25 protein-coding genes are annotated in these 26624 nt (G+C 61.3%); 18 read left to right on the top strand and 7 right to left on the bottom strand.

The window, feature by feature from the left end; genetic code table 11:
* Positions 1 to 85: 85 nt before the first annotated feature.
* Genes CEC48_RS23690 through CEC48_RS23680 form a run of 3 tightly spaced genes read left to right on the top strand, consistent with a single transcriptional unit; the run spans position 86 to position 2825 of the window.
* Positions 86 to 874 (top strand): ABC transporter ATP-binding protein, encoded by a 789-nt coding sequence (locus tag CEC48_RS23690; RefSeq protein ID WP_088425958.1) that lies wholly within the window; start codon positions 86 to 88, stop codon positions 872 to 874.
* A complete protein-coding gene (locus CEC48_RS23685; RefSeq protein ID WP_088425957.1) occupies positions 871 to 1818 on the top strand; it encodes an ABC transporter substrate-binding protein in 948 nt (315 codons plus the stop codon). Before CEC48_RS23690 ends, CEC48_RS23685 begins: the two co-directional genes overlap by 4 nt.
* On the top strand, positions 1815 to 2825 hold the full coding sequence (locus CEC48_RS23680) for an iron ABC transporter permease (RefSeq protein ID WP_088425956.1): 1011 nt from the start codon (positions 1815 to 1817) through the stop codon (positions 2823 to 2825). Before CEC48_RS23685 ends, CEC48_RS23680 begins: the two co-directional genes overlap by 4 nt.
* Before the next feature lie 12 nt (positions 2826 to 2837).
* Here the strand turns inward: CEC48_RS23680 and CEC48_RS23675 are convergent, their stop codons facing one another.
* The gene (locus CEC48_RS23675) at positions 2838 to 7421 is read right to left on the bottom strand and encodes a DUF4329 domain-containing protein (protein ID WP_088425955.1); all 4584 of its coding nucleotides are present in this window, start codon (positions 7419 to 7421) and stop codon (positions 2838 to 2840) included.
* A 270-nt stretch (positions 7422 to 7691) separates the two neighbouring features.
* On the opposite strand from CEC48_RS23675, the gene urtA reads away from it, so the two are divergent.
* The 12 genes from urtA (at position 7692) to CEC48_RS23615 (ending at position 19207) form a co-directional block, all read left to right on the top strand.
* Positions 7692 to 8957, top strand: coding sequence for an urea ABC transporter substrate-binding protein (gene urtA, locus CEC48_RS23670; RefSeq protein WP_088425954.1), 1266 nt, complete (start codon positions 7692 to 7694; stop codon positions 8955 to 8957).
* A 134-nt stretch (positions 8958 to 9091) separates the two neighbouring features.
* The gene (gene urtB, locus CEC48_RS23665; protein ID WP_088425953.1) at positions 9092 to 10594 is read left to right on the top strand and encodes an urea ABC transporter permease subunit UrtB; all 1503 of its coding nucleotides are present in this window, start codon (positions 9092 to 9094) and stop codon (positions 10592 to 10594) included.
* Positions 10594 to 11673, top strand: coding sequence for an urea ABC transporter permease subunit UrtC (gene urtC / locus CEC48_RS23660; RefSeq protein WP_088425952.1), 1080 nt, complete (start codon positions 10594 to 10596; stop codon positions 11671 to 11673). The genes urtB and urtC overlap by 1 nt, the downstream gene beginning before the upstream one ends.
* The gene (urtD, locus tag CEC48_RS23655; RefSeq protein WP_088425951.1) at positions 11670 to 12530 is read left to right on the top strand and encodes an urea ABC transporter ATP-binding protein UrtD; all 861 of its coding nucleotides are present in this window, start codon (positions 11670 to 11672) and stop codon (positions 12528 to 12530) included. The genes urtC and urtD overlap by 4 nt, the downstream gene beginning before the upstream one ends.
* Before the next feature lie 128 nt (positions 12531 to 12658).
* A complete protein-coding gene (urtE, locus tag CEC48_RS23650; RefSeq protein WP_088425950.1) occupies positions 12659 to 13357 on the top strand; it encodes an urea ABC transporter ATP-binding subunit UrtE in 699 nt (232 codons plus the stop codon).
* Between the two features lie 30 nt (positions 13358 to 13387).
* Positions 13388 to 14227, top strand: coding sequence for an urease accessory protein UreD (locus CEC48_RS23645; protein ID WP_088425949.1), 840 nt, complete (start codon positions 13388 to 13390; stop codon positions 14225 to 14227).
* Positions 14228 to 14402: 175 nt separating this feature from the next.
* Complete coding sequence (gene ureA / locus CEC48_RS23640) at positions 14403 to 14705, top strand: urease subunit gamma (RefSeq protein WP_003217383.1); 303 nt, start codon at positions 14403 to 14405, stop codon at positions 14703 to 14705.
* A 9-nt stretch (positions 14706 to 14714) separates the two neighbouring features.
* Positions 14715 to 15236 (top strand): GNAT family N-acetyltransferase, encoded by a 522-nt coding sequence (locus CEC48_RS23635; RefSeq protein WP_088425948.1) that lies wholly within the window; start codon positions 14715 to 14717, stop codon positions 15234 to 15236.
* A 5-nt stretch (positions 15237 to 15241) separates the two neighbouring features.
* A complete protein-coding gene (locus CEC48_RS23630; RefSeq protein WP_088425947.1) occupies positions 15242 to 15775 on the top strand; it encodes a GNAT family N-acetyltransferase in 534 nt (177 codons plus the stop codon).
* Complete coding sequence (locus CEC48_RS23625; protein WP_088425946.1) at positions 15772 to 16080, top strand: urease subunit beta; 309 nt, start codon at positions 15772 to 15774, stop codon at positions 16078 to 16080. The genes CEC48_RS23630 and CEC48_RS23625 overlap by 4 nt, the downstream gene beginning before the upstream one ends.
* 163 nt (positions 16081 to 16243) lie before the next feature.
* Positions 16244 to 17944: an urease subunit alpha gene (ureC, locus tag CEC48_RS23620; RefSeq protein ID WP_088425945.1), complete on the top strand. Its 1701-nt coding sequence runs from the start codon at positions 16244 to 16246 to the stop codon at positions 17942 to 17944.
* A 99-nt stretch (positions 17945 to 18043) separates the two neighbouring features.
* A complete protein-coding gene (locus CEC48_RS23615) occupies positions 18044 to 19207 on the top strand; it encodes a sensor histidine kinase (protein ID WP_088425944.1) in 1164 nt (387 codons plus the stop codon).
* Here the strand turns inward: CEC48_RS23615 and CEC48_RS23610 are convergent.
* Both CEC48_RS23610 and CEC48_RS23605 read right to left on the bottom strand, forming a co-directional pair.
* A complete protein-coding gene (locus CEC48_RS23610; RefSeq protein ID WP_088425943.1) occupies positions 19170 to 19478 on the bottom strand; it encodes a chaperone modulator CbpM in 309 nt (102 codons plus the stop codon). The genes CEC48_RS23615 and CEC48_RS23610 overlap by 38 nt on opposite strands.
* A gap of 2 nt (positions 19479 to 19480) precedes the next feature.
* A complete protein-coding gene (locus tag CEC48_RS23605) occupies positions 19481 to 20428 on the bottom strand; it encodes a DnaJ C-terminal domain-containing protein (protein ID WP_088425942.1) in 948 nt (315 codons plus the stop codon).
* Positions 20429 to 20716: 288 nt separating this feature from the next.
* On the opposite strand from CEC48_RS23605, the gene CEC48_RS23600 reads away from it, so the two are divergent.
* The gene (locus CEC48_RS23600; protein WP_088425941.1) at positions 20717 to 21985 is read left to right on the top strand and encodes an Hsp70 family protein; all 1269 of its coding nucleotides are present in this window, start codon (positions 20717 to 20719) and stop codon (positions 21983 to 21985) included.
* 45 nt (positions 21986 to 22030) lie between these two features.
* Here the strand turns inward: CEC48_RS23600 and CEC48_RS23595 are convergent, their stop codons facing one another.
* From CEC48_RS23595 to CEC48_RS23580, 4 genes are all read right to left on the bottom strand, one after another.
* Positions 22031 to 22366: a co-chaperone YbbN gene (locus CEC48_RS23595; protein WP_088425940.1), complete on the bottom strand. Its 336-nt coding sequence runs from the start codon at positions 22364 to 22366 to the stop codon at positions 22031 to 22033.
* Positions 22367 to 22541: 175 nt separating this feature from the next.
* Entirely contained in the window at positions 22542 to 23555 is a 1014-nt protein-coding gene (locus tag CEC48_RS23590; protein WP_088425939.1) for an AI-2E family transporter, read from the bottom strand.
* A gap of 190 nt (positions 23556 to 23745) precedes the next feature.
* The gene (locus CEC48_RS23585) at positions 23746 to 24060 is read right to left on the bottom strand and encodes a PsiF family protein (protein WP_088425938.1); all 315 of its coding nucleotides are present in this window, start codon (positions 24058 to 24060) and stop codon (positions 23746 to 23748) included.
* 71 nt (positions 24061 to 24131) lie between these two features.
* On the bottom strand, positions 24132 to 24920 hold the full coding sequence (locus CEC48_RS23580) for a helix-turn-helix transcriptional regulator (protein ID WP_088425937.1): 789 nt from the start codon (positions 24918 to 24920) through the stop codon (positions 24132 to 24134).
* 98 nt (positions 24921 to 25018) lie between these two features.
* Here CEC48_RS23580 and CEC48_RS23575 point away from each other — a divergent pair, with 98 nt between their 5' ends.
* Together CEC48_RS23575 and CEC48_RS23570 are read left to right on the top strand one after the other, a co-directional pair.
* Positions 25019 to 25921 (top strand): DMT family transporter, encoded by a 903-nt coding sequence (locus CEC48_RS23575; protein WP_088425936.1) that lies wholly within the window; start codon positions 25019 to 25021, stop codon positions 25919 to 25921.
* A gap of 99 nt (positions 25922 to 26020) precedes the next feature.
* Complete coding sequence (locus CEC48_RS23570; protein ID WP_010173935.1) at positions 26021 to 26551, top strand: bacterioferritin; 531 nt, start codon at positions 26021 to 26023, stop codon at positions 26549 to 26551.
* Positions 26552 to 26624: the final 73 nt, after the last annotated feature.

Here is a 26624-nt window from a genome sequence, read left to right as displayed (position 1 = left end):
ATCGATTACAGATGTATTAACTGGCACACCGCATTCGCGAGCAAGCCCGCTCCCACTTTGTCCTGTGTTGGACCCGAGAGTATTGATGACCTCACTCAACCTCACCGACCTCGCCTGGAGCCCACCAGGCCACGAGCACTGTCATCACCAGTTCCAACTGCGTGACGCCAGCCTGCGCGTGGACGCCGGTGAGTTTGTCGGGCTGATCGGCCCCAACGGCAGCGGCAAGACCAGCCTGCTGCGGTGCGCCTATCGGTTCAGCAAACCGGCTGAAGGTGAGGTGCTGCTGGAACACCAGAACGTCTGGAAGCAATCCTCAAAGTGGTGCGCGCAACGTATCGCCGTGGTGCTCCAGGAGTTTCCCGACGCCTTCGGCCTGCGGGTGGATGAAGTGGTCGCCATGGGCCGCACACCCCACAAAGGCCTGTTCGACAGCGACACGCTGGAAGACCAGAACCTGATCCAGCAAGCCCTCGAATCAGTCGGCCTGCTGGGCTTTGAAGACCACGCCTTCGCCACCCTCTCGGGCGGTGAAAAGCAGCGCGTGATCCTCGCCCGCGCCCTGGCCCAGCAACCGCAGTTGCTGATCCTCGACGAACCGACCAACCACCTCGACCCGCATTACCAGCTGCAATTGCTGCAACTGGTCAAGCGCCTGAACATCGGCACCCTCGCCAGCATTCACGACCTGAACCTGGCCGCCGCGTTCTGCGATCGCCTGTACGTGATCAACCACGGACGCATCGTCGCAAATGGCACGCCCCATGAAGTGCTGACCGCCGAGCTGCTGCGCGAGGTGTTCGGCGTTGAGGCGTTGATCGACACTCACCCCTTGTCCGGCTACCCCCGAATTACCTGGATAACCCAACCATGATCCTGCGTTCCCTGCTGTCTTTCGCGTTGCTGCTCGGCACTTCCCAAGCGTTCGCCGAAACGACTCATTACCCGCTGAAAATCCAGAGCTGCAACCGCGAAGTGACCTTCGCCGAGGCACCGAAACACGCGGTCAGCCACGACATCAACATGACCCAGATGATGCTCGCCCTGGGCCTCAAGTCGCACATGGCCGGCTACAGCGGTGTGACTGGCTGGAAGTCGGTGACGCCTGAAATGGCGAAGATCCTCGATGGCCTGCCGGAACTGGCGAGCAAATACCCGTCGGTGGAAACCCTGCTCAACGCCAACGTCGACTTCTTCTTCGCCGGCTGGGACTACGGCATGCGCGTGGGTGGCGACCTCACGCCGCAAACCCTGCAACCCTTGGGCATCAACGTCTACGAGCTGACCGAGTCCTGCGCCTTCGTGATGAAGCGCCCGGCCGCGACCCTGGAAGACACCTATAACGACCTGCGCAACCTGGGCAAGATCTTCGACGTGCAGGACCGCGCCAACGCGCTGATTGCGCAGATGCAGGCCCAGGTCGCCGAAGTGCAGAAAACCCTGCCGGCCGAAAAGCCTCGGGTATTCCTCTACGACAGCGGTGAAGACCGCGCCATGACCTCCGGCCGCCTGGGCATGCCGCAAGCGCTGATCGATGCCGCCGGTGGGCGCAACATCCTCGATGACGTGGACGCCAGCTGGACCCGGGTCAACTGGGAAACCGTGGTGGAGCGCAACCCGCAAGTCATCGTGATTGTCGACTACAGCGAGATCACCGCCGATCAAAAAGAGCAGTTTCTGCTCAACAACCCGGCGCTGCAATCGGTGGACGCGATCAAGAACCAGCGTTTTATCGTGATTCCCTACGTGCAAGCCACGCCGGGTATCGACAACGTGCTGGCGGTTGAAACCCTGGCCAAGGGGTTCCACGGCGAATGATCACCCGTCGCTACGCCCTGCTGCTGAGTGCCCTTGGCGCGTTGTTGCTGATCTCGTGCGTGGTCTCGCTGGGGTTCGGCTCGGCGCGGGTGCCGGTGGATGTGGTGTGGCGAATTTTGCTGCACAAAGCGTTCGGCATCGGCGAGGTGGACTGGAGCGCAGGCCAGGAACATATCGTGTGGCTGATCCGCGTACCGCGCATGTTGCTGGGGGCATTGGTGGGTGCCGGGCTGGCATTGATCGGTGCGGTGTTGCAGGCGGTCACACGCAACCCGCTGGCCGACCCGCACCTGCTGGGCGTGACCTCCGGCGCCACCCTCGGCGCGGTGATCGTGGTGCTGCACGTGGGTGAAGTGATCGGCCTGCTGACCTTGCCGATCGCTGCGTTCATCGGTGCATTGTTGAGCATGATCGTGGTACTGGCGGTGGCCAGTCGCAACGGTCGTCTTGAGAGTGATCGGCTGTTGTTATGCGGTGTGGCGGTGTCGTTTGTGATGATGGCCGTGGCCAATTTGCTGCTGTTCATGGGCGATCACCGCGCGGCCTCGGCGGTGATGTTCTGGATGCTCGGCGGTCTTGGATTGGCGCGCTGGGAGTTGTTGGCGATTCCCACGGCCACGGTGTTGCTGGGGCTGATCTTGCTGCTGGGCATGGCCCGCCCGCTGAACGCCCTGATGGCCGGCGAACAGACCGCCGTGACCCTGGGTTTGAACGCACGCAATGTGCGGCTCAAGGTGTTCCTGATCGCCTCGTTGATGACCGGCGTGCTGGTGTCCATCAGCGGCTCCATCGGCTTTGTGGGGCTGATGGTGCCGCACATTGCGCGGCGTCTTGTCGGCGCCGAACACCGGCGTTTGCTGCCGGTGTGCGTGCTGTTGGGCAGTGTGTTCCTGGTGTGGGTCGATGTGGCGGCACGTACCCTGATCGCCCCCGAGGACTTGCCCATCGGCGTGGCCACGGCGGCGATTGGCGGGCTGTTTTTTATCGGGCTGATGCGCAAGCGTTAGCCCGGTCCCGGGTCAGAGTTCGTCCTTGTCTCGGCCAAAGCGCACCGCATCTTCATCCGGCTCCGCCATTACTTCGCTGATTTGCCACTCCTCGCCCAGCGCTCCGCGATAGGTCCAGAACGTGTCGGTGTCGAGCACGGATAACTGGCCGAACCGTCTCAATTGGCTCACCAGCAGGCTGGGAGTCATCGGCAAGCTAGGTTGGAGCACCGCCGTTTCCTGGGTGGTGAAACTGGGAGCGTACTTGAGCAGCGCGCCGCCCCGGCAAGACAGATAGCAACTTTGCCCCGCCGGTAAATTGCTTTGCAGTACCCCCACGTAACGTTGCAGATCCTGAGCCATGACAAAGTTCTTAAGCAGATTCTTGTCCATTGCCACCTGGCTTGAGGTCGACGGAATCACCTTGTAGAACGCTTGCACCGCAACGATGGTGTAGCTGTAGAGCGAATGTGCACGAGGAAGATCGAACCCTTTGTGACCGAGCCAGAACAACAACGCCAGGCTGCTCTGGCTGCCAATCCCCCAGTCCGCGTCCTCCACCGGGTCTATCGCGACATAGCCGGGAGTTCCAGGTGGCATCAGTACCGCGCCCAGATACTCTTTGTCCGTAAAGGGCGCCACCTGCTTTTGCCCGGACCGCGCCGCATCATCGGCATGGCCGAACAACGGGCTGCAAAACGAATGAAGGTAGGGATCGTTGTCAAAACTGTGGGGCCTTGCCTGAGATTGCCATTGCAGGTTGATGCGTCCGGTCCTGCTCCAGACTCGGCTCGCGACCCGCACATCCAGCCCTCCCTTGGCCGCCAGGGTGCGCACATAGTCGGCGACCCTCATGGTGCCTTCAAGCAGTTGCGCCTGCACGCTCCGCACCTCATTCATCAAGGCATACAACCCATTGGTAGCCGTATACCGGTACCTGAGCAACGCGCCGTCGGCACACATCAGGTACAGCGGCAAGACACGCCCGCTGACCGACGTATTGGCGAAACTCAGTGCATTGGCAATGTCCCCCGGCCCGAAGAAGCTGTAGACCATGTCATCACCAGGCTCGGCAATTGCCTGGTCGCTGGCACACAAGTACAGGCCTTCCAGCGTATAGCCCTGAGGCAAATGACCGCCGATAAACACTTGCTCAAGTTTCGCGTAATTCTCCCGCACCAGCGGCATCGTGGTCATGTAGAGCGGTTTGTTGAGTACCTTGAGCACATAACCAAACGCCCGTTGAGCACCCGCCTTGTACGAGCGGTGAACATGCCGTACGGCATCGATGGCCCGCGTAAATATAGGGCTGTAGGGTGGGTCTGCAAGTGTCGCGCGAACCAATAAGGCTTCTACGCGGTAGGCATTGGGGATGAACTCTGCGCCGATCTGTCGGGCTGGCCCCCATAAGTCATTGCCCTCGACCACTCGCAGCACACCCGCCTGCGCGATTTTGGTCACAAAGTCGCCCGGCAACAAAGTCCCTGCGGATATTTGCTGCTCAACCTGATTGTCTGCGTAGTCACCCCTGACCAGATTGCGCGCCGCCAACGTGTTCTTCAGCGCCGCCTCCCTGCCAGTGCCCGACAATTGATAGCTGAGGATCGAGCCATGAGCACCGAAGACATATTCACGCTTGATGTGAGCCTCCCGGTGCAGCAGGTTCGACAGCACCGCACTGGGAATCATGCTTTGGTAGAGGGCTTTTTGTGTGGCCGACAGCAGCACCGCAATCTCCACTGGCACCCGCGTGGAATAACGTGCGACAAGCGTGCTGCCTTCCGGATACAGGCCCAGTGAAACGATCTGGTCCGGGTAGATCCAGTCCAGGGTGAAGCCGCGTGGTGGCACCGCCAACGGTTCTGTCGCCGCGAACAGCCCATTGGCAAACCTGAGAATCACCCCGCCATACTGACGCTGACGCCCCTCTCCCACCAGCGCTGCAGCATGACGCGCAGCATCGTCGGCACTGGCGAAGGCCGGGCTCAATCGGCGTCGCGTGATGTGCTCGTATCCAGACCAGGTGTCACTGACCGCCCCCAATTTGTCCCACCGCTGGCTGGAGCGCACCACCGCAAGCTGCCCACGCCTGATCCACGACCGGACAAAGTCCAGCGGCGCTTGTTTCCCGGTCGCCAATTGCGCCTCTGTCTCTCCCAGCTCGAGTTCCACCGCCCCGCCGTGCCCGATCTCGATGGGGGACGGTACGTACCGCAACAGCGCGCCCTCAAGGTTGGAAAAGTAAACCGGCAGGTTGCTGCCATTGCTGTATTGCCTGCCCCTGCGGGCTGAGTCGTAGAGCACCCGATACATAATGGCTGGCGTCACAAAGTTCGTCGTCAGCCAGGCACTCGCTATGCCGAGCCCCGTGGGCTTCCACTGCTGTGAACGAAACAGCGCGTGCAACACAAAACCGTCGGGGAACCGGTAGCCGCCCCGTTCTGCGGCAAACAGGCTGTTGAGCTTGAAGAGTTCATTACTGCCGTCGACACAGACCACCTCGGACGCGATGTACTGCTCGCTGTGCTGATGCTTGAGCACAAACGCAAAACAGTCCTGCGTCGCCAGGTTGCGGCCGTGTACTCGGGTGTGAAGGTTACGCGCGGCCTTGTCAGCACTGTTGAACACCGCCCCATATGTCGTGTACTCGGGCCGGCCGAGCCCCGGCACCGGCTTGGAATAAGCGGTCCAGCCACTGCGGATGACCGCTCGTGTTCCCCACAGCGGATTGCCGTCTACCACCCGCAGCTCCCCGCTCTCGGCCAACAGCCGGACCCACTGAGTGGGCGTGCCCGTCGCGCTGTCAAAAACCGGCACCGTCGAGGTGGCCGTCGGTGAGTACGCCAGCAGGCAGTCCTGTGCACCCGACAAATACGCGACCTGCTGTGCCTGGATGATCGACTGTATTTGCGGCGGCGAAAACATCTGCAGATTGATCATTGCGTCGTCGCGCGCCCAGCGACGCCTCTCGACCCAGGCAGGGTCGACCATCGACAGGGCCGGGTGGGAGCCGTATCGCCCGTGCACCTCATAGAGCTCCGGAGGAAACAGCGGCCCCTGGTTGCCGGCCAGGAAAAAAAACTGACCGTCAAAAGGATTTGCTGTGCCTTCCAGGGGCAGCGTGATGGCAAAACGGCCGTCTGTGGCCTTGAGTACATAGCCGCCGTAGTAGAGGTCCCGTCGATTGCCGATTTGTTCATGGGCATGCAATGCCGCATCGTTGGCCGAGAGAAATGAATCGCTCAGCTTCGCGTATGACGCCGTCAACAACGCAGAGCGTTTATCCACCCGACCAAGGTCGCGCCACATTTGGCCAGGCTGCACCACCGATACGTCGGTGGCAGCAATCAGCTTGCGCAGATAATCACGCGGCCTCAGGGTGCCCGCCTTTAGAGCCTCTTGCATGCCATTGTCGTCGAGTACACCGTCACGGCTCTGGTTGACCAAGCCGCCAGCAGTACTCACCTGTGGCACCTTGATCTTCAGCAGCGCGCCATCCAGCACCTGCGCATACAGGTGCAGCCCCCGGCGGTTGTCCTGCACTGTTTGAGTGGCCCTCGCCTGGGTGATGGCGGCCAGCACCTCAGCCGGGGTAACGAAATTGGAATACAGCCAGGGTTCATGGGCACTGGCATCGGCTGCCGAGGCAACGCAACGGTAGTAGATCCCCTCGAGATCATAGTTGGGGGGCAAGTCCCACTCGTATTCAGCCCTCTGCGCAAAAATCCCGTTCGGCGAGAACAATGGATGGCCTTCCACCGTTGGGAAAGTCGCCACGTAGCTCTCGTGACCTGCAAGCTTGAGCACAAAACCGAACGTGCGCTGGTGCGGCATAGGCGTGGCCTCGACTTGCGCTGCGTTCACAGCTTCTTCAGCGCGCGTGAAGATCGACGTGCACAGCGGCGGCAGCGTTACCTTCGTTGAGGTGAAGGGTTCGAACACCACCCAGTCAGCCGGTACTTTGCCTCTGTCGCCGCCCCACAATTGAGTGGGCACGATCAGGCTCAGTTCGCCCAGGGTGGAGATTTTTTTTACAAATTCGCTGAACGGCCCGTACACCCCGACACGATTATTCACGGGCTTTCCGGCCTTGATCCACAGGGCAAAACTGCGCTCCGGCGCGGAACCGCTGGGGGCGTAGCGAATCAGCGAGCCGTCGGGACCCGAGAGATAAGCCGCTGGAAAAAAATCCCGATCATCGACATCGTTAGTAAAGTCCGACCCTGAGAAAAACCCCAGGAAGGCTTTCACCATCCTTGCATCGAAGGTGAGGTTCCTCTTCTGAATAAGCGAATGCTGCGCGGGATGCGAATGGTAGCTGGCCACACACGTGTAGCCCTTGGGCTGCTGGTAATAGCCTTCGGCGCTGAGCCCCAGGACCTTGAGCAGATCGAACTGCATGTCATCGCCAGGCAACGGCTCGGTGGCAAAGTACTTGTTCATCGCGCCGCGCAGGATTACCCCGCCGTACTCACGGTCGCGGCGCGCACCGATTTGTTGGTGCGCCCAGTAAGCGGCGTCCTCTTCCTGTAAAAACGCCGGGCTCAATGGTGGCAGTCGCGTGGCGCCCCTGTTTGAACCGGCAGCACGCTGAACGCGCGATAGTCTGATAGCCATGAAAACTCCTTGTAGCGGCAGGTAAGCCTTTTCGATTGGCTTGCATTCTCGCCACGTCCGCTCGGGCTGAAGCGGTAGGTAATTAGCGCTTGGCACCGTTAGGGTGCGCCGCCGTGCACGACCGCCGCCCCAGGCCTCGACTTGGTGCGCCGCCCTACAAAGTGGCGCTGAAAAACCCGCAGGAACAGGCGCTCTCGCCCCCCCGGCACAGCCTTTGCAAAAGCCTGTGAAACGTCCTCATAACAACATCGGGTTCCTGGAGATCGCACCATGAAGCGTCGCAGCTTGATCAAGGCTTTCACACTGTCGGCATCCATCGCCGCCATGGGCATGACCTGGACCGTACAGGCCGCCGAGACCATCAAGGTCGGCATCCTGCACTCGCTGTCCGGGACCATGGCCATCTCTGAGACGTCGCTCAAAGACATGGCGTTGATGACCATCGATGAGATCAACGCCAAAGGTGGTGTGAATGGCAAGATGCTCGAACCGGTAGTGGTCGACCCCGCGTCGAACTGGCCGCTGTTCGCTGAAAAAGGCCGGCAGTTGCTGACCCAGGACAAGGTCGCCGTGGTGTTCGGTTGCTGGACCTCGGTGTCGCGTAAATCGGTGCTGCCGGTGTTCGAAGAACTCAACGGCTTGCTGTTCTACCCGGTGCAATACGAAGGCGAAGAGATGTCGCCGAACGTGTTCTATACCGGTGCGGCGCCGAACCAGCAGGCGATCCCGGCGGTGGAATACCTGATGAGCGAAGAAGGCGGCGGCGCCAAGCGCTTCTTCCTGTTGGGTACCGACTACGTGTACCCGCGCACCACCAACAAGATTTTGCGTTCGTTCCTGCACTCCAAAGGCGTAGCGGATAAAGACATCGAAGAGGTCTACACCCCGTTCGGTCATGCCGATTACCAAACCATCGTGGCCAACATCAAAAAGTTCTCGGCCGGTGGCAAGACCGCGGTGATCTCCACCGTGAATGGCGACTCCAACGTGCCGTTCTATAAAGAGCTGGCCAACCAGGGCCTGAAAGCCACCGACGTTCCGGTAGTCGCGTTCTCCGTGGGTGAAGAAGAACTGCGCGGCATCGACACCAAGCCGCTGGTGGGTAACCTCGCCGCCTGGAACTACTTCCAGTCGGTGGAGAACCCGGTGAACAAGAAATTCGTGGCCGACTGGAAAGCCTATGCCAAGGCCCACAACCTGCCAGGCGCGGATAAAGCCGTGACCAACGACCCGATGGAAGCCACCTACGTGGGCATCCATATGTGGGCGCAGGCGGTAGAGAAAGCCAAGTCCACCGACGTCGACAAAGTACGTGAAGCCATGGCCGGGCAGACCTTTGCCGCGCCGTCCGGTTTCACCCTGACCATGGATAAAACCAACCACCACCTGCACAAGCCGGTGATGATCGGTGAGATCCAGGCCGACGGGCAGTTCTCGGTGGTGTGGCAAACCCAGGAGCCGATCCGTGCGCAGCCGTGGAGCCCGTATATCCCGGGGAATGACAAGAAGCCGGATTACGCCGTCAAGAGCAACTAAGACCGACTCGGTCTAAATGTGGGAGCGGGCTTGCTCGCGAAAGCGGTGTGTCAGTCGACGCATCAGAAGCTGATCCACCGCTTTCGCGAGCAAGCCCGCTCCCACATTGTCCGTGCATGATCAGGACATTTTGTATGCCCACTGCCATATACCGCTTCATCCTCGCCGCCTTGCTGTTGCTGCCCTTCGCCGCACACGCCAGCGACGCCGAAGACTTCCTCGCCGCCAACCCGATGCAACAAGCCAAGCTGCTCCAGGACTGGGCCGCCCAGCCTGACCCGGCCCGCATCGAGCTGGTGGACGCGCTGCAACAAGGCCAGATCAGCGTCAACGGTGAAGCCAAAACCGTACGCCTGAACAACCGCCTGCGCGGCCTGATCGACAACGTGCAAGCCAGCCAGGAACTGCTCGCCGCCGACCCCAAGGTGCGCCTGGCGGCCGCGCAAACCCTGCAAAAAAGCGCACAACCCGCGCAGCTGAAATTCCTCGACCAACAACTCGCCAGCGAAACCAATGACGATGTACACGTCGCCTTAAGCCTCGCCCTGGCCAACCTGCAACTGGTAGACACCGACCCGGCCGTGCGCCTGGCCGCCGTACGTTTGCTCGGTGGCACCGGCGACCCGCTGGCCCGCACACGCCTTGAGGCCTTGCTTGCCCCCGGCGTCGAAGCCGACGCTACGGTGCACACCGCTGCCGAAACCAGCCTGGCCCAGGTCAAGCGCAAGCTGATGGTCGGCGAGATTCTCGGCCAGGCCTTCAGCGGCATGTCCCTGGGCTCGATCTTGCTACTGGCCGCGCTCGGTTTGGCGATCACTTTCGGCTTGCTCGGCGTGATCAACATGGCCCACGGCGAGATGCTGATGCTCGGTGCCTACTCCACGTATGTGGTGCAGTTGATGATGCAGCGCTACGTGCCCCAGGCCATCGAGTTCTACCCGTTGATCGCGCTGCCGGTGGCTTTTTTTGTCACCGCCGCCATCGGCATGGCCCTGGAGCGCACGGTGATTCGTCACCTCTATGGCCGCCCGCTGGAAACCCTGCTCGCCACCTGGGGCATCAGCCTGATGCTGATCCAACTGGTGCGCCTGGTGTTCGGTGCGCAGAACGTTGAAGTGGCCAACCCCGAATGGCTCTCCGGCGGGATTCAGGTGTTGCCCAACCTGGTGCTGCCGTACAACCGCATCGTGATCATCGCCTTCGCGCTGTTCGTAGTGGTGCTGACCTGGCTGCTGCTGAACAAGACGCGCCTGGGCCTCAACGTGCGGGCCGTGACCCAGAACCGCAACATGGCCGCCTGCTGCGGCGTGCCCACCGGGCGCGTGGACATGCTCGCCTTTGGCCTCGGTTCCGGCATCGCGGGCCTCGGCGGCGTTGCCTTGAGCCAGATCGGCAACGTCGGCCCCGACCTCGGCCAGAGCTACATCATCGACTCGTTCCTGGTGGTGGTGCTCGGCGGCGTCGGCCAACTGGCCGGTAGCGTCATGGCCGCCTTCGGCTTAGGCATCGCCAACAAGATTCTCGAACCGCAGATCGGTGCCGTACTCGGCAAGATCCTGATCCTCGCGCTGATCATTCTGTTTATCCAGAAACGCCCGCAAGGACTCTTCGCACTGAAAGGACGGGGGATCGACTGATGAACCAGCCATTGATGCTCACGGCCGCGCAAAAGGCCGGCCCCAAGGTCACCGTCGCGGTGGGTGCAGTGATCCTGATCCTGCTACTGGCGCTGCCATTGTTCTCCCTGCTGTCACCGGAAAACCCGCTGCACGTATCCGCCTACACCCTGACGCTGGTGGGCAAGATCCTGTGCTACGCCATCGTCGCCCTGGCCCTGGATTTGGTGTGGGGCTACGCCGGCATGTTGTCCCTCGGCCACGGCCTGTTCTTTGCGCTGGGCGGTTACGCGATGGGCATGTACTTGATGCGCCAGGCCTCCGGCGATGAGTTGCCGGCGTTCATGACCTTTTTGTCGTGGACCGAATTGCCGTGGTACTGGACCGGCACCAGCCACTTCCTCTGGGCCATGTGCCTGGTGGTATTGGCGCCGGGTTTGTTGGCGCTGGTGTTCGGGTTCTTCGCCTTCCGTTCGCGGATCAAGGGCGTGTATTTCTCGATCATGACCCAAGCCCTGACGTTTGCCGGGATGCTGCTGTTCTTCCGCAACGAGACCGGGTTTGGCGGCAATAACGGCTTTACCAATTTCCGTAGCATCCTCGGGTTTGGCATCACCGAACCGGGCACGCGGGCGGTGCTGTTTGTGGCCACCGTGGTGTTGCTGGTGGCGAGTTTGTACATCGGCTGGCGCTTGGCGCAGAGCAAGTTCGGCCGAGTGCTGACGGCGCTGCGGGACGCGGAAAACCGCCTGATGTTCTGCGGCTATGACCCGCGTGGGTTCAAGCTGTTTGTGTGGGTGTTGAGTGCGGTGTTGTGCGGCCTGGCGGGGGCGTTGTACGTGCCGCAAGTGGGCATCATCAACCCCAGCGAAATGTCGCCGACCAACTCTATCGAGGCCGCTGTGTGGGTGGCCCTCGGCGGGCGCGGCACGTTGATTGGCCCGTTGCTGGGTGCCGGCGTGGTCAACGGTATGAAGAGCTGGTTTACCGTGGCTTTCCCTGAGTATTGGCTGTTCTTCCTGGGTGCCCTGTTCATCATCGTCACGCTGTATTTGCCCAAGGGCGTGATCGGCCTGCTGAAGAAAAGGGGCGACCAATGAGAATCACAGCGACGGCGCAATTCATGCTCGAACCCATTCTAGAACCCAATAAAGACCAGGGCAGCGCCCGCGACGCCATCGGCCTCGGCCAGGCGGCGGGCAAAGGCCTGAACACCCGCCACGGCACCATCCTGACCCTGGAAGACATCAGCGTCAGCTTCGACGGTTTCAAGGCGTTGAACGACCTGAACCTGTACATCGGCGTCGGCGAATTGCGCTGCATCATCGGCCCCAACGGCGCGGGTAAAACCACGCTGATGGACGTGATCACCGGCAAGACCCGGCCCAGCCACGGCAAGGCCTGGTTTGGCGAAACCCTGGACCTGACCAGCATGAGCGAAGTGCAGATCGCCCAGGCCGGCATCGGTCGCAAGTTCCAGAAGCCCACGGTGTTTGAAGCCCTGAGCGTGTTCGAAAATCTCGAGCTGGCGCAGAAGACCGACAAGTCGGTGTGGGCCAGCCTGCGGGCGCGCTTGAGCGGTGAGCAGAAAGACCGCATCAGTGAAGTGCTCGACACCATCCGCCTGACCGCCTCGGTCAACCGCCCCGCCGGCTTGCTGTCCCACGGCCAGAAGCAGTTCCTGGAAATCGGCATGCTGCTGATGCAAGACCCGCAACTGTTGCTGCTGGACGAACCGGTGGCGGGCATGACCGACGCCGAAACCGAATTCACCGCCGAACTGTTCAAGCGCCTGGCAGGCAAGCACTCGCTGATGGTGGTGGAACACGACATGGGCTTTGTCGGCGCGATTGCCGACCACGTGACGGTGTTGCACCAGGGCAGCGTGCTGGCCGAAGGGTCGCTTGCGCAGGTGCAGGAAAATGAGCGGGTGATCGAGGTTTACCTCGGTCGCTGACTCCGATCGTTCCTACGCTCCGCGTGGGAATGCATCCGGTGACGCTCTGCGTCACAGAGCGGACGCGGAGCGTCCATTGCGGCATTCCCACGCAGAGCGTGGGAACGATCATTGAGGGGAATTTGAACATGCTGCAAGTCGACAAGCTGCACCAGTACTACGGCGGTAGCCACATCCTGCGCGGGCTTTCCTTTGAGGTAAAAGTCGGCGAAGTCACTTGCCTGCTGGGCCGCAACGGCGTGGGCAAGACCACGTTGCTCAAGTGCCTGATGGGTTTGCTGCCCGCCAAAGAAGGCGCGGTGAACTGGGAAGGGCGCGCCATTACCGGCTTCAAGCCGCACCAGCGCGTACACGCCGGGATCGCCTACGTGCCCCAGGGCCGGGAGATTTTTGGCCGGCTGACGGTGGAAGAAAACCTGCTGATGGGCCTGTCGCGTTTCCCAGGCGCCGAGGCCAAGGAAGTACCGGCCTTCATCTATGAACTGTTCCCGGTGTTGCTGCAAATGAAGCAACGCCGTGGCGGCGATTTGTCCGGCGGCCAGCAACAGCAGCTGGCTATCGGAAGGGCGCTGGCCAGCCGCCCGCGCCTGTTGATTCTTGATGAACCCACCGAAGGCATCCAGCCGTCGGTGATCAAGGAGATCGGCGCGGTGATCAAGAAGCTCGCGGCACGCGGTGACATGGCAATTCTGCTGGTGGAGCAGTTCTACGATTTTGCCGCCGAACTGGCCGACCAATACCTGGTGATGTCCCGGGGCGAAATCGTCCAGCAGGGGCGTGGAGAAAATATGGAAAGCGAGGGTGTGCGCGGGCTCGTTACGATCTAATCTGTAGCGTCCTATCGATAAGCACTGACCATGACTCTACCTGCCCCCACCGCGCTGTTCACCCCCAGCTGGCACGCCGAGCTGGAGCTCGGCTACGCGCGTTTCGGCGACACCACGCGCCCGGTGATGCGCCGCCACCTCGGCCCGCTGCGGGTGCAAAAGCACCTGTACGCCGAAGGCCCCGAGGTGTGCCAGCACATCATCGTGCACCCGCCGGGCGGGATTGCCGGCGGTGATCGCCTCGACATCACCGCCCACGTCGCCGAAGGTGCCTGGGCGCAATTGACCAGCCCGGGCGCGGCCAAGTGGTACCGCGCCGGCGGCCCGGCCTATCAAAAGCTGGAGCTGACGGTTGAGGCCGGCGCCACCCTGGAATGGCTGCCGCAAGAGACCATCGTGTTCAGCGCCGCGCAAGCCGAACTCACCACCCACATTGACCTGCAAGGCGATGCCCGGCTGTTTTACTGGGACGTGGTCGCCCTCGGACGCCCTGCCAGCGGCGAGCGTTTCGACCGCGGGCACTTCCAGTCGCACCTGGATATCCGCCGCGACGGCCAGTTGATTTGGCATGAACGCCAGCGCATTGTGGGCGACGACGGTTTGCTCGACTCGCCCATCGGGCTGGATGGGCAACCGGTGTTCGCAACCTTGCTGGTGACCGGCGACATCGACAGTGAATTACTCGAACAATGCCGCTCCCTGCCCCACACGGTACGCGGCGACCTGACCCAATTGCCCGGCCTGCTGGTCGCTCGCTGCCTGGCCAGTGAAGCGCTGTTGGCGCGAGCCTGGCTGATCGCCCTGTGGCGCCTGCTGCGCCCGGCCGTGCTGGGCCGCGAGGCTGTATCACCGAGAATCTGGAGCACATGAAGATCAAACGTTGACCCTGTTCCCTGTGGGAGCCGGGCTTGCCCGCGATGGCATCACCTCGGTACATCAGACATACCGAGTCGCCAGCATCGCAGGCAAGCCAGCTCCCACATAAAGCAGCTTTCACATTGGATCTTCAGTGTTTTTATGAATATTGTTTGAAGGACTTTGAACGATGGACCTGACCCCACGGGAAAAAGACAAACTGCTGATCTTCACCGCAGGCCTGGTGGCCGAGCGGCGGTTGGCGCGCGGTGTGAAGCTCAACTACCCGGAAACCATCGCCTACATCTCCGCTGCGCTGATGGAAGGCGCCCGCGATGGCCGCACCGTCGCCGAGCTGATGCACTTCGGCACCACCCTGCTCACCCGCGAACAGGTGATGGAAGGCATTCCGGAAATGATCCCGGACATCCAGGTGGAAGCGACCTTCCCCGACGGCACCAAGCTGGTCACCGTCCACCAACCCATCGCCTGAGGCCCGGCCATGTCCTTTTTGATTCGTGATGCAGTGCACGCCGATTTGCCGGCGATCCGCGATATCTACAACGACGCCGTGCTGAACACCACGGCGATCTGGAACGAGCAACAAGTGGACCTGGGCAACCGCCAGGCCTGGTTCAGCGCCCGTCAGGCACAGTTTTACCCGATTCTGGTGGCCGTCGAAAATGAGCAGGTCATCGGCTACGCCTCGTTCGGTGACTGGCGCCCCTTTGAAGGTTATCGCTACACCATCGAGCACTCGGTGTACGTGCGCAACGACCAGCGCGGCAAAGGCCTCGGCCCACAGCTGATGCAGGTACTGATCGAGCGGGCGAAAAGCTGCAACAAACACGTGATGGTCGCCGCCATTGAGCGCGGCAACCAGGCCTCGATCCGTCTGCATGAACGCCTGGGGTTCGTCACCACCGGGCAGATGCCGCAGGTGGGCACCAAGTTCGGCCGCTGGCTGGACCTGACCTTCATGCAACTGACACTCAACCCTGGCGCCGCGCCGCCCAAGGAGTGACACCAATGAACGCCGCCCAACTGCGTCGAGTCAATGCCGAGAGTTTTGCCCATTACCGCCAGGGTTTGGTTGAGCTGTTGCTGGACGCCGTGAAGCACGGCGCCTCGGTGGGGTTCATGGCCGACTTCGACGAAGCCCAGGCCCGCAGCTACCTGAGCGGCGTGCAAGCGAGTGTCGAAGACGCCAGCCTGCTGCTATGGGTGGTGGTGCGCGATGAACAAGTGGTGGCCAGCGTGCAATTGGCGCTGTGCCAGAAAGCCAACGGCCTGAACCGTGCCGAAGTGCAAAAGCTGCTGGTGCACAGTGAGGCACGGCGCCGGGGTCTCGGCCAGCAACTGATGAACGCCCTGGAACTGAGTGCCCGCCAGTACAAACGCGGGCTGTTGTACCTGGACACCGAAGCCGGCTCCGACGCCGAAGCCTTCTACCAGTCGTTGCGCTATACCAAGATCGGTGAATTGCCCAACTACTGCCAAAGCCCGGACGGGCGTTACACCCCGACCGCCATCTACTTCAAGACCCTGGGACAACCTGCATGATTCCTGGCGAATTTCAGATCCAGCCTGGCGACATCGAACTCAACGTGGGCCGGCGCACCGCCACCCTGAGCGTGGCCAACAGCGGCGATCGGCCGATTCAGGTCGGCTCCCACTACCACTTTTTCGAAACCAACGACGCGTTGACGTTCGACCGTGCGGCCAGCCGCGGCATGCGCCTGAACATCCCGGCGGGCACGGCTGTGCGCTTTGAGCCGGGCCAGAGTCGCGAAGTGGAACTGGTGGAATTGAGCGGCAAGCGCCGGGTGTTCGGCTTTGCCGCACGCATCATGGGCGACCTCGACTGACCTGTGGCGAGGGAGCTTGCTCCCGCTCGGGCACGCAGCGGCCGCAAAAGAGCTGACTCAATCTTTCTGACTCACCCCGGTGCCTGGCTTTTGGGGCTGCTGCGCAGCCCAGCGGGAGCAAGCTCCCTCGCCACATACCGGGAACGATCAAGGAACTAAGCACATGAAGATTTCCAGACAAGCCTACGCCGACATGTACGGCCCCACCGTCGGTGACAAGGTCCGCCTCGCCGACACCGAGCTGTTCGTCGAAGTCGAACAGGACTTCACCGTCTACGGCGAAGAAGTGAAATTCGGCGGCGGCAAGGTGATCCGCGATGGCCAGGGCCAAAGCCAATTGCTGGCCGCCGAGGTAGTCGACACCTTGATCACCAACGCGCTGATCATCGACCACTGGGGCATCGTCAAGGCCGACGTGGGCCTCAAAGACGGTCGCATCTTCGCCATCGGCAAGGCCGGCAACCCGGACATCCAGCCAGGCGTGACCATCTGCGTCGGGGCCAGCACCGAAGTGATCGCCGGTGAAGGCATGATCCTCACCGCCGGCGGCATCGACACCCACATCCACTTCATTTGCCCACAGCAAATCGAAGAAGCGCTGACCAGCGGCGTCACCACCATGATCGGCGGAGGCACCGGCCCGGCCACCGGCACCAACGCCACCACCTGCACCTCCGGCCCGTGGCACCTGGCGCGCATGCTGCAGGCGTCCGACGCGTTCCCGATGAACATCGGCTTTACCGGCAAGGGCAACGCCAGCCTGCCGGAGCCGTTGATCGAACAGGTCAAGGCCGGCGCCATCGGCTTGAAGCTGCACGAAGACTGGGGCACCACACCTGCGAGCATCGACAACTGCCTGAGCGTCGCCGACGAGTACGACGTGCAGGTGGCGATCCACAGCGACACCCTCAACGAATCCGGCTTTGTCGAAACCACCCTCGCCGCCTTCAAGGGCCGCACCATCCACACCTACCACACCGAAGGTGCCGGTGGCGGTCACGCGCCCGACATCATCAAGGCCTGCGGCTTCCCCAACGTGCTGCCCAGCTCCACCAACCCGACCCGGCCGTTCACCCGCAACACCATTGACGAACACCTGGACATGTTGATGGTCTGCCATCACCTGGACCCAAGCATTGCCGAAGACGTGGCCTTCGCCGAAAGCCGCATCCGCCGCGAGACAATTGCCGCCGAAGACATCCTGCACGACCTGGGCGCGTTCTCGATGATCAGCTCCGACAGCCAGGCCATGGGCCGGGTGGGCGAAGTGATCACGCGCACCTGGCAAACCGCCGACAAGATGAAAAAGCAGCGCGGGCAGCTACCGGGTGACGGCGAAGGCAACGACAACTTCCGCGCCAAGCGCTACATCGCCAAGTACACCATCAACCCGGCGATCACCCATGGCATCAGCCATGAAGTGGGCTCCATCGAAGTGGGCAAGTGGGCCGACCTGGTGCTGTGGCGCCCGGCGTTCTTCGGCATCAAACCAACGCTGATCCTCAAGGGCGGCGCGATTGCCTCAAGCCTGATGGGCGACGCCAACGCCTCGATCCCGACCCCGCAGCCGGTGCACTACCGCCCGATGTTCGCCAGCTTCGGCAGCTCGCTGCACGCCACCAGCCTGACCTTTATCAGCCAGGCGGCGTTGGCGGCAGGCTTGCCCGAGCAGTTGGGTTTGAAAAAGAAGATTGCAGTGGTCAAGGGCTGCCGCGAGGTGCAGAAAACCGACCTGATCCACAACGACTACCTGCCGGATATCGAAGTCGACCCTCAGACCTATCAGGTCAAGGCCGACGGCGTGCTGCTGTGGTGTGAGCCGGCGGACGTGTTGCCGATGGCCCAGCGGTATTTCCTGTTCTGACCGTTCATCGGCAGTACTAGGCCGCGCCAGTGAAGCAATGCGGGTGTGGCGCTAAGATGCGCCACGCTCCTTCATTGTCCTTCAAGTGGAACACCGCCCATGCGCCTCTCCGAATTCATCGTGCAGCATGCTGATCAGATCGTCGATGAATGGGAGCAATTCGCCGAAACCCTGACCCCAGCCGCTGACACCCTCAATCGCACTCAACTGCGCGACCATGCCCGCTCGATCCTGCTGGCCGCCGCGCGGGACATGACCACCCACCAGAACGCCAGCGAGCAAGCCGCCAAGGCCAAGGGCGAAGGCCCCGAGAAAACCCCGAGCCTGGACCAGGCCGCCGCCAGTCATGGCGAGCTGCGCCATACCGTGGGGTTTGACCTGGTACAGATGACGTCCGAGTTCCGCCATCTGCGCGCCTGCGTGATTCGCCTATGGGTCAACAGCCTGCAAACACCAGACATGGCTTACTTCCAGGACATGATCCGCTTCAACGAAGCCATCGACGAAGCCCTGGCCGAATCCACGGCGGCGTATGCCGAACAGGTCAATCGTTCGCGGGATATTTTCCTCGCGATCCTCGGCCACGACCTGCGCGCGCCGTTGCAAGCGGTGAACATGTCGACCGAGATGCTGCTGCGTAAAACCACCCTCGACAGCACCGGCTTGAGCCTGGTGGGCAATATCAGGAATGGCGCGCGGCACATGGGCGCGATGGTCAGTGATCTGCTGGAATTTGTGCGCAGCCGCCTGGGCAGCAGCCTGCCTATCGAGCCGGTGGCGATGGACCTGGCCGAAGCGGCGCAAGCCGCCATCGATGAAGCCTGCGCCGGCCAGCCGGATTGCCACCCGAGCCTGCGGGTGCATGGCGATACCGCCGGCCAATGGGACCGTGGGCGTATCAATCAGTTGCTGCAGAACCTGATCGGCAATGCCTTGCAGCATGGCCTCAATAGCCAAGCAGTAACCCTTACCCTGACGGGCTCGAGCAATGAAGTGGTGCTGAGCATGCACAACTTCGGGCCGCCCATCCCCGAAGCGGCGATCGGCACGGTCTTCGACCCACTGGTACGCAGCGCGAACGAAGAACTGGGCAGTGCGTCCACCAGCCTCGGTTTGGGGTTGTTTATCGTCAAGGAAGTGGTAGAGGCCCATCGCGGCACGGTTGCCGTGACCTCCACGCAGGCCGAGGGCACCACGTTTACCGTGGTGCTGCCACGGCGGGTGCCTACGGGTTCTGCACCAACCGACCCAGGCGCTGCTTGAGCATCTGGTTCTCGGCCCGCAGTTGCTGGACTTCTTCGAGCAGGTCCAGCGCCAGGGCGACGCCTTCCCATTCCAGTTCCAGGTCCTTTTGCAGCGCCGATGCACGCTTGGCCAGGGCCAGCTCGTAATCAGTGAAACGCCAGGACTCGGGACTCGTCCCCACCGGTTCAACAATGCCGTGCTCGACGATTTCGATCACGTAGGCCACCGAGAGGTCGGTGGCCTCACAGAATTCTGCCATGTTCACTTGAACCAAACGGGGATTGCTCATCGTTAGCTACTCCATGATTCTCTTGGATCGAAGGCGGCTTTTTGTGCCAGTTCCTGCCACAACGCCTTGACCTCGTCGTCGGTGTTTTTCGGCATCACTGCCTTGAGCTGCACAAACAGGTAACCGCGCTGCCCGGCCTTGTTCAGCAAGCCGTGGCCCTTGGCGCGCATGCGCTGGCCGTTCTGGCTGCCGGCCGGCACCTTGAGGTTGATCTTGCCGGTGAGGGTCGGCACCGCCACTTCAGTACCCAGCGCCAGCTCCCACGGGGCCAGCGGCAGGGTGATGATCAGGTCTTCGCCTTCCACATCGAATTTGGGGTGTGGCGCGAACTTGATGATCAAGTACAGATCACCTGCCGCGCCGCCGCCAACCCCCGGCGCGCCCTGGCCCTTGAGGCGGATACGCTCGCCGTCGGCCACACCGGCCGGGATCTTCACGTTCAGGCTCTTGGTGGTGTTGCTGACGTGCTGGCCGGCGGCGTTGTATTGCGGCACCTGGAAGGTGACGGCTTTGGACTCGTTGGACAGGGTCTCTTCAAGGAAGACCGGCAGCTCCATTTCCACATCTTGCCCTCGACGCCCGGCACTACGGCCCTGGGCACCACCAAAACCATTGCCGCGCGCACCGAAGATCGAGCTGAAGAAGTCGGAGAAGTCGCCAGTGTCCTGGCCACCGCCACCGTAGCCGCCACGGCTCTGCCAGCCTGGCGGGCCCTGGAAGGGTTGGCCGTGCTGGCCGTATTTGCGCAAATCGTCGTATTCGGCGCGCTTGTCGGCGCTTTTCAGCGCTTCATAGGCTTCGGACGCGTCCTTGAATTTCTCTTCGGCGTCCTTTTCCTTGCTCACATCCGGGTGATATTTGCGCGCCAGCTTGCGATAGGCGGCCTTGATCGTCTTGTCGTCGGCAGTCGGCTCGACGCCGAGAATCTTGTAATAGTCTTTGAAGTCCATCGGGAGAATCACCGTCCGTTATCGATATCGCACTGCCAGCGTCACAGCATGCGCCTGTTTGCGGCGTCTGGATTGATCGAACTCAATCTTGTGACCCGGGGGTGCGTCAGAAGTTTATCGGCGCTGCGGGCAGAATCTTGCAGCCACCAACCGTATGGGGAGGATTTGGGGGCAAAGACCGGGCTTTCAAGGTAACAAGTCCGTTGTATTTAGCGGATAGTCGGCCTACGCATCTGCACGTGGGTGGCATACACTGCGCGGCCGTTTTTCAACCGGAACCCGATTGACATGAAAAACCCTTCCCCAGCCCGTGCCTGCGGTATCGACTTCGGCACGTCCAACTCCACCGTCGGCTGGATTCGTCCCGGCATGGAAACGCTTATCGCGCTGGAGGACGACAAGATCACCCTGCCGTCGGTGGTGTTCTTCAACTTCGAAGAGCGTCGCCCGGTGTACGGTCGCCTGGCACTGCACGAGTACCTGGAAAACTACGAAGGCCGGCTGATGCGCTCGCTCAAGAGCCTGCTGGGTTCCAAGCTGATCAAGCACGACACCAGCGTACTGGGCACGGCCATGCCGTTCACCGACCTGCTGGCACTGTTTATCGGCCAACTCAAGAGCCGTGCCGAGGCTACCGCCGGGCGTGAGTTCGAGGAAGTGGTGCTAGGCCGCCCGGTGTTCTTCGTGGATGACGACCCGATGGCCGACCAGGAAGCGGAAAACACCCTGGTGGACGTGGCCCGCAAGATCGGCTTCAAGGACATTTCGTTCCAGTACGAACCGATTGCAGCGGCCTTCGACTACGAGTCCACCATCGAGAAAGAAGAGCTGGTGCTGATCGTCGACATCGGCGGTGGTACCTCCGACTTCTCGCTGGTGCGCCTGTCGCCCGAGCGCCGCCAGATCGACAACCGCCACGATGACATCCTCGCCACCGGCGGCGTGCACATCGGCGGTACCGACTTCGACAAGCAACTCTCGCTGGCCGGCATGATGCCGCTGTTCGGCTACGGCAGCCGCATGAAGAGCGGCGCCTACATGCCCACCAGCCACCACATGAACCTGGCGACCTGGCACACCATCAACTCGGTGTACTCGCAAAAATCCAAGCTGGCGCTGGGCAGCATGCGCTACGACATCGAGGACACCGGCGGCATCGACCGCCTGTTCAACCTGATCGAACAGCGCGCCGGGCACTGGCTGGCCATGGAAGTGGAAGAAACCAAGATCCAGCTGACGCAGCAGGACAGCCGCCATGTGCTGCTGGACCGGGTTGAGCCGGGGCTGAGCGTGGAATTGAGCCGGGCGTTGTTCGAGTCGGCCATCGACGGCTTGCTGGAGCGCGTTCGCAACAGCGTGACCCAGTTGCTCAACGATGCCTCGGTAGACGTGGCCCAGGTGGACACGGTGTTCTTTACCGGGGGTTCCAGCGGGATTCCGGCACTGCGCCACAGTATTTCGGCGATGCTGCCGAATGCGCAGCATGTGGAAGGCAATATCTTTGGCAGTATTGGCAGTGGTCTGGCGATTGAGGCCAGCAAGCGGTACGGCTACTAAGTGAAAGAATCGCCCTGTGCCCGGCACAAGGCGATTTATCGCCACTTATGCCTTGGCCAGTTCATCAACCCAGGCCTTGAAGACATCTGAATAGTTGTAAAACCCGACGATTGTCCGCTCCAGTTTCCCATTTTTGAAGAACAGGGTCGTCGGCGCAGACTGGACATCGTAAGCCGGATTCTTCTCAATCGGGCCGCTCTTGTCCAAGGCCTTATTCACCACCTTGATCTTCGAACCCTGGTCTTCGGCTGCCGTCTCCAGGCTACTGGTCATGTTTTTTGAGCTTTTCTTGCTCTCATCGCTGAACAACACAATCACGGGCACAGAGGACTTTAAGACAACCGCCTCAAAAGTGCTGGCATCTACGGATTGCAAAGTCATGGCATCGCTCCTGATGAAAAAATTCACTACGAAGTGGTTTCTTCGATACAGCAGCTAATCAACAACAGCACGCACCGTCTACTGTCAGAACCGACAGGTATAGACGAGCTTTCCAGGCTTCAAAGCGCTGCGCAGCCCAGCGGGAGCAAGCTCCCTCGCCACAAAAAGCGGATCGCTACACCATCCCCGCCAGCTTCAACTCACTCTTCAAGTACGCATAATAAATTGGCCCTGCCACCACGCCCGGCAGGCCGAAGGCGGCTTCGAACACCAGCATCGCCAACAACAATTCCCACGACTTGGCACTGATCTGCCCGCCGACGATGCGCGCGTTGAGGAAGTACTCAACCTTGTGGATCACGATCAGGTAGCCCAACGCCGCCACCGCGACCCAGATCGACAGCGACAGCGCCACGATGGTGATCAGGGTGTTGGACATCAGGTTGCCGATCACCGGCAACAGGCCCAGCAGGAACGTCAGCACGATCAACGTCTTGGTCAGCGGCAGGTGGATCCCGCACAGCGGCAGCACCACGGCGAGGAAGATCGCGGTGAACGCGGTATTCAGCGCGGCGATCTTGATCTGGGCGAAGACGATGTTGCGAAAGGCCTGGACCAGCAGGTGCAGGCGATCAAACAGTGCGGCCGCCAGGGGTTTGCGCTTGGTGAGGTCCGGCACGCGTTGCAGGGCGATGATCGCGCCCAGCACCATGCCGATCAGCAAGGTCACGAACATGTGCGCGGCGTCTTTGCCCACCAGTTGCAGTTCGCTAAGGTGTTTGCTGAACCATTCGCCGATGGCCACGCGGAACTCGGCGGCGCTGGCCGGCAGGTAGGCGTCGAGGAACGGCGGCAGCTGGCCGCGCGCGCGGTCGACCACGCCCATGAATTTATCGAGGGAAGCCCCCGGGTTTTCCGCTTCGTGCAGCAGGAAGCTGATGGCCCCGGCAAAAATCAGGGTAAGGATGCTGACGATCAACGTCCCCAGCAACGCCACGGCCAACCAGCGCGCACGCCGGCCTTCGATCAACCGCTGCAACTGCGGGGTGAGCATGTTGACCAGCTCATACACCAGCAGCCCGGCCAGCAGGCTCGGCAGCAATTTCAACGGCAAAACCAGCAGCAGCCCGCCAAAAATAAGCACGCAACTGACCAACAACAACACGTGACGCTGAGAAAACGTTGGCATACAGCCTCAAAACGAACGGCGTTAAAGGATGCTGTGACTTGTAGGAGCGAGCTTGCTCGCGAAAAACGCAAGGAAGCCACGTTTATTCAGGATGAACGCGTTTTCGTTAACGTTCTTCGCGAGCAAGCTCGCTCCTACCGACAACAGAGGGCTGTGTGCGAGTGTCGCAGCCTTCTATGGCACCCGGCTATTATTTCTTCAGGCAGGTGCTCATAAAGGTTTTACGCGCATCGCCGGTCAGCGCCTGGGTTTTCGCCGTAGCATTGCAGTCTTTCATCTTCTGCCGCTGTGGCGTGAGGGTCTTGGCGTCGTTGGCGGCCGGGGCGGCCTTGAGGCAGGTGCTCATGAATGCCTTGCGATCATCACCGGTTTTGCCATTGGTCTTGGCTTCGGCGTTGCAAGTGGTCATTTTTTGTTGCTGAGCCGTCTGTGCAGCAGTCGCGGCAAAGCCTTGGGAACACAACAGCAAGCCCATCATCAACAGCGGAATACGCAGCATCTTCATGGAGTTTTCTCCCTGTTACCGTGCCGAGGGGCACGGCCTCCCCAGCAGTGTAGTCAAACCCTGTTACACGTTCACCTGCTGCGAATATTAGTCCGACGGTACTGCTCCGGGGTGCAACCGGCCTGTCGCTGAAACATCGCGATAAACGCCGAGGCGGTGCTGTAACCGAGGTCGAAGGCCACTTCCTGGACGCTGCGCGGGCTGTCCAACGCTTCGATGGCCGCCAGGAACCGCAAGCGTTGGCGCCACTCGCCGAAACTCATCCCCAGCTCGCGAGCGAATTGCCGGGCCAGGGTGCGCTCGCTGACATGTACCAGCTCCGCCCACTGGGCCAGCGCGCGGTTATCGCCGGGGTCTGCCTGCATGCCCTCCAGTACGCTGAGTAACCCAGGATGGCTGGCATACGGCAGGAAACAATCATGCACCGGCGCCTGCCTGAGCTGGTCGACCAGCACCTGGGCCAGGCGCACATCGGCTTCATTCTCGGGAATGTTGACGTCACGCTCAGCGAAATCACTGAGGATCGCCTTGAGGATATCGCTGATGGTCAGGGTGCACGGCTGCGACGGCAATTGCTCGCACAGCGTGGGCGCCAGGTACACCGAGCGGTAGACAACCGCCTGGGCATTGTAGGAACTGTGCTGGGTATTCGGCGGTATCCACACCGCGTATTGCGGCGGCGACATGAAGCGGCTGCCCGCCACTTCAAAGCGCATCACGCCACGGGCCGAGTAGTCCAAAGAACCCCAGGCATGCTGATGCGCGCTGGCATGGGTGTCGGCCTCGAACTCCGAATAACGGAAGTACACCGGGGACGGCAACTGGTCGAAATCGGGAAGGTTGATGTACTTCTTGAGCATATTTGTCTGGATACAAAGGTCGGATGGCTGGATCGAAGTATAGGCTTCGATCCAGACAAAGGATAATCACCCCTCATAGACGCAACGGGTTCCTTTCGATGCAATACGCTTATCCGTTACTGGCCATTTTTATCTGGGCCGGCAATACCGTGGTCAACAAGCTGGCGGTGGGGACGATTTTCCCTGCCGAGATCGGCTTTTATCGCTGGCTGCTGGCCGGCTTGCTGTTTACCCCATTCATGCTCAAGCCAGTGATCGCTAACTGGCCGCTGATTCGCCCGAACCTGGGCAAGATCTTCATCCTCGGCGTGCTGGGCATGGCGGTGTATCAGAGCCTGGCGTATTACGCCGCGACCCTGACCTCGGCCACCAACATGGGCATCATCCTCTCGCTGATGCCGCTGATGGCCCTCACCGCCGCAATCATCAGCCTTGGCCAGCGCCTGACCTTCGGCGCCCTGACCGGTGCGGTGCTGTCGTTCGCCGGCGTAGTGGTGGTGGTTTCCGCCGGCAGCCTCGGCGCGTTGCTGCAACATGGGCTGAACCTGGGTGACGGGATGATGCTGGTGGCCACCCTCGCCTACGCGGTCTACAGCACCTTGCTGAAAAAATGGCAGCTGCGGTTGCCGCCGCTGGTGTTGCTGTATTTGCAGGTATTGGTGGCGGTGGTTGTGCTGTTTCCGCTGTTCCTGCTCTCCGACAAGGCGGGCCTTGGCTGGTCGAACATTCCGCTGGTGTTATACGCCTGCCTGTTGGCCTCGATGCTGGCGCCGTTGGCGTGGATGCATTCGGTGAAGACCCTGGGCCCAAGCCGAACCACGCTGTTTTTCAACCTGCTGCCGTTGATCACCGCTTTGATTGCGGCGGTGGTGTTGAAGGAACAGCTGGCGATGTATCACTTGGTGGGCGGCTTGCTGACCTTGGGGGGCGTGATTTTGTCAGAGCGCTGGACGACACCGGTTCGCAGCGAGGTCAGCCCACGACCGCGACATCTTCAGTAAAATCCGATAAAACTTTTCGGGTTGCCTGGGACTCACAACCAGTGAGCGATCACGCCGGCAGAGCGTGGCGCAAAACCGGATTAGTACCAGGAGAATGAGATGACTGACTCACATTTGTCTGACGTAGCCACCCTGCGTGAGCGCGCCCGCAAGAACGTCGAAAACGGTGCAGTGACCGAAGGCTATGACGCAGACCGCCAGGAAATCCTGCGTCTGCTCAACGAATCGCTGGCCACCGAACTGGTGTGCGTGCTGCGCTACAAACGCCACTATTTCATGGCCAACGGCGTCAAGGCACACGTCGCCGCCGAGGAGTTCCTCGAGCACGCCACCCAGGAAGCCGAACACGCCGACAAGCTGGCTGAGCGCATCGTGCAGTTGGGCGGCGAGCCGGAATTCAACCCCGACCTGCTGTCGAAAAATTCCCACGCGCAGTACGTGGCCGGTAATACGCTGAAGGAAATGGTCTACGAAGACCTGGTCGCCGAGCGCATCGCGGTGGACAGCTATCGCGAGATCATCCAGTACATCGGCGACAAAGACCCGACCACGCGCCGGATCTTCGAAGACATCCTGGCCCAGGAAGAAGAACACGCCGATGACATGGCGGATATTCTGCAAGACCTGTAACTGACACAACTAACACCGCAAACCCCATGTGGGAGCGGGCTTGCTCGCGAAGACGGTGGATCAGTCGGCACAT

This window comes from Pseudomonas sp. K2I15, from assembly GCF_002204795.1.
GTDB lineage: Bacteria > Pseudomonadota > Gammaproteobacteria > Pseudomonadales > Pseudomonadaceae > Aquipseudomonas.
Note: the sequence above shows the minus strand (reverse complement) of the source record. Positions and strands in the feature narration are given on the sequence as shown.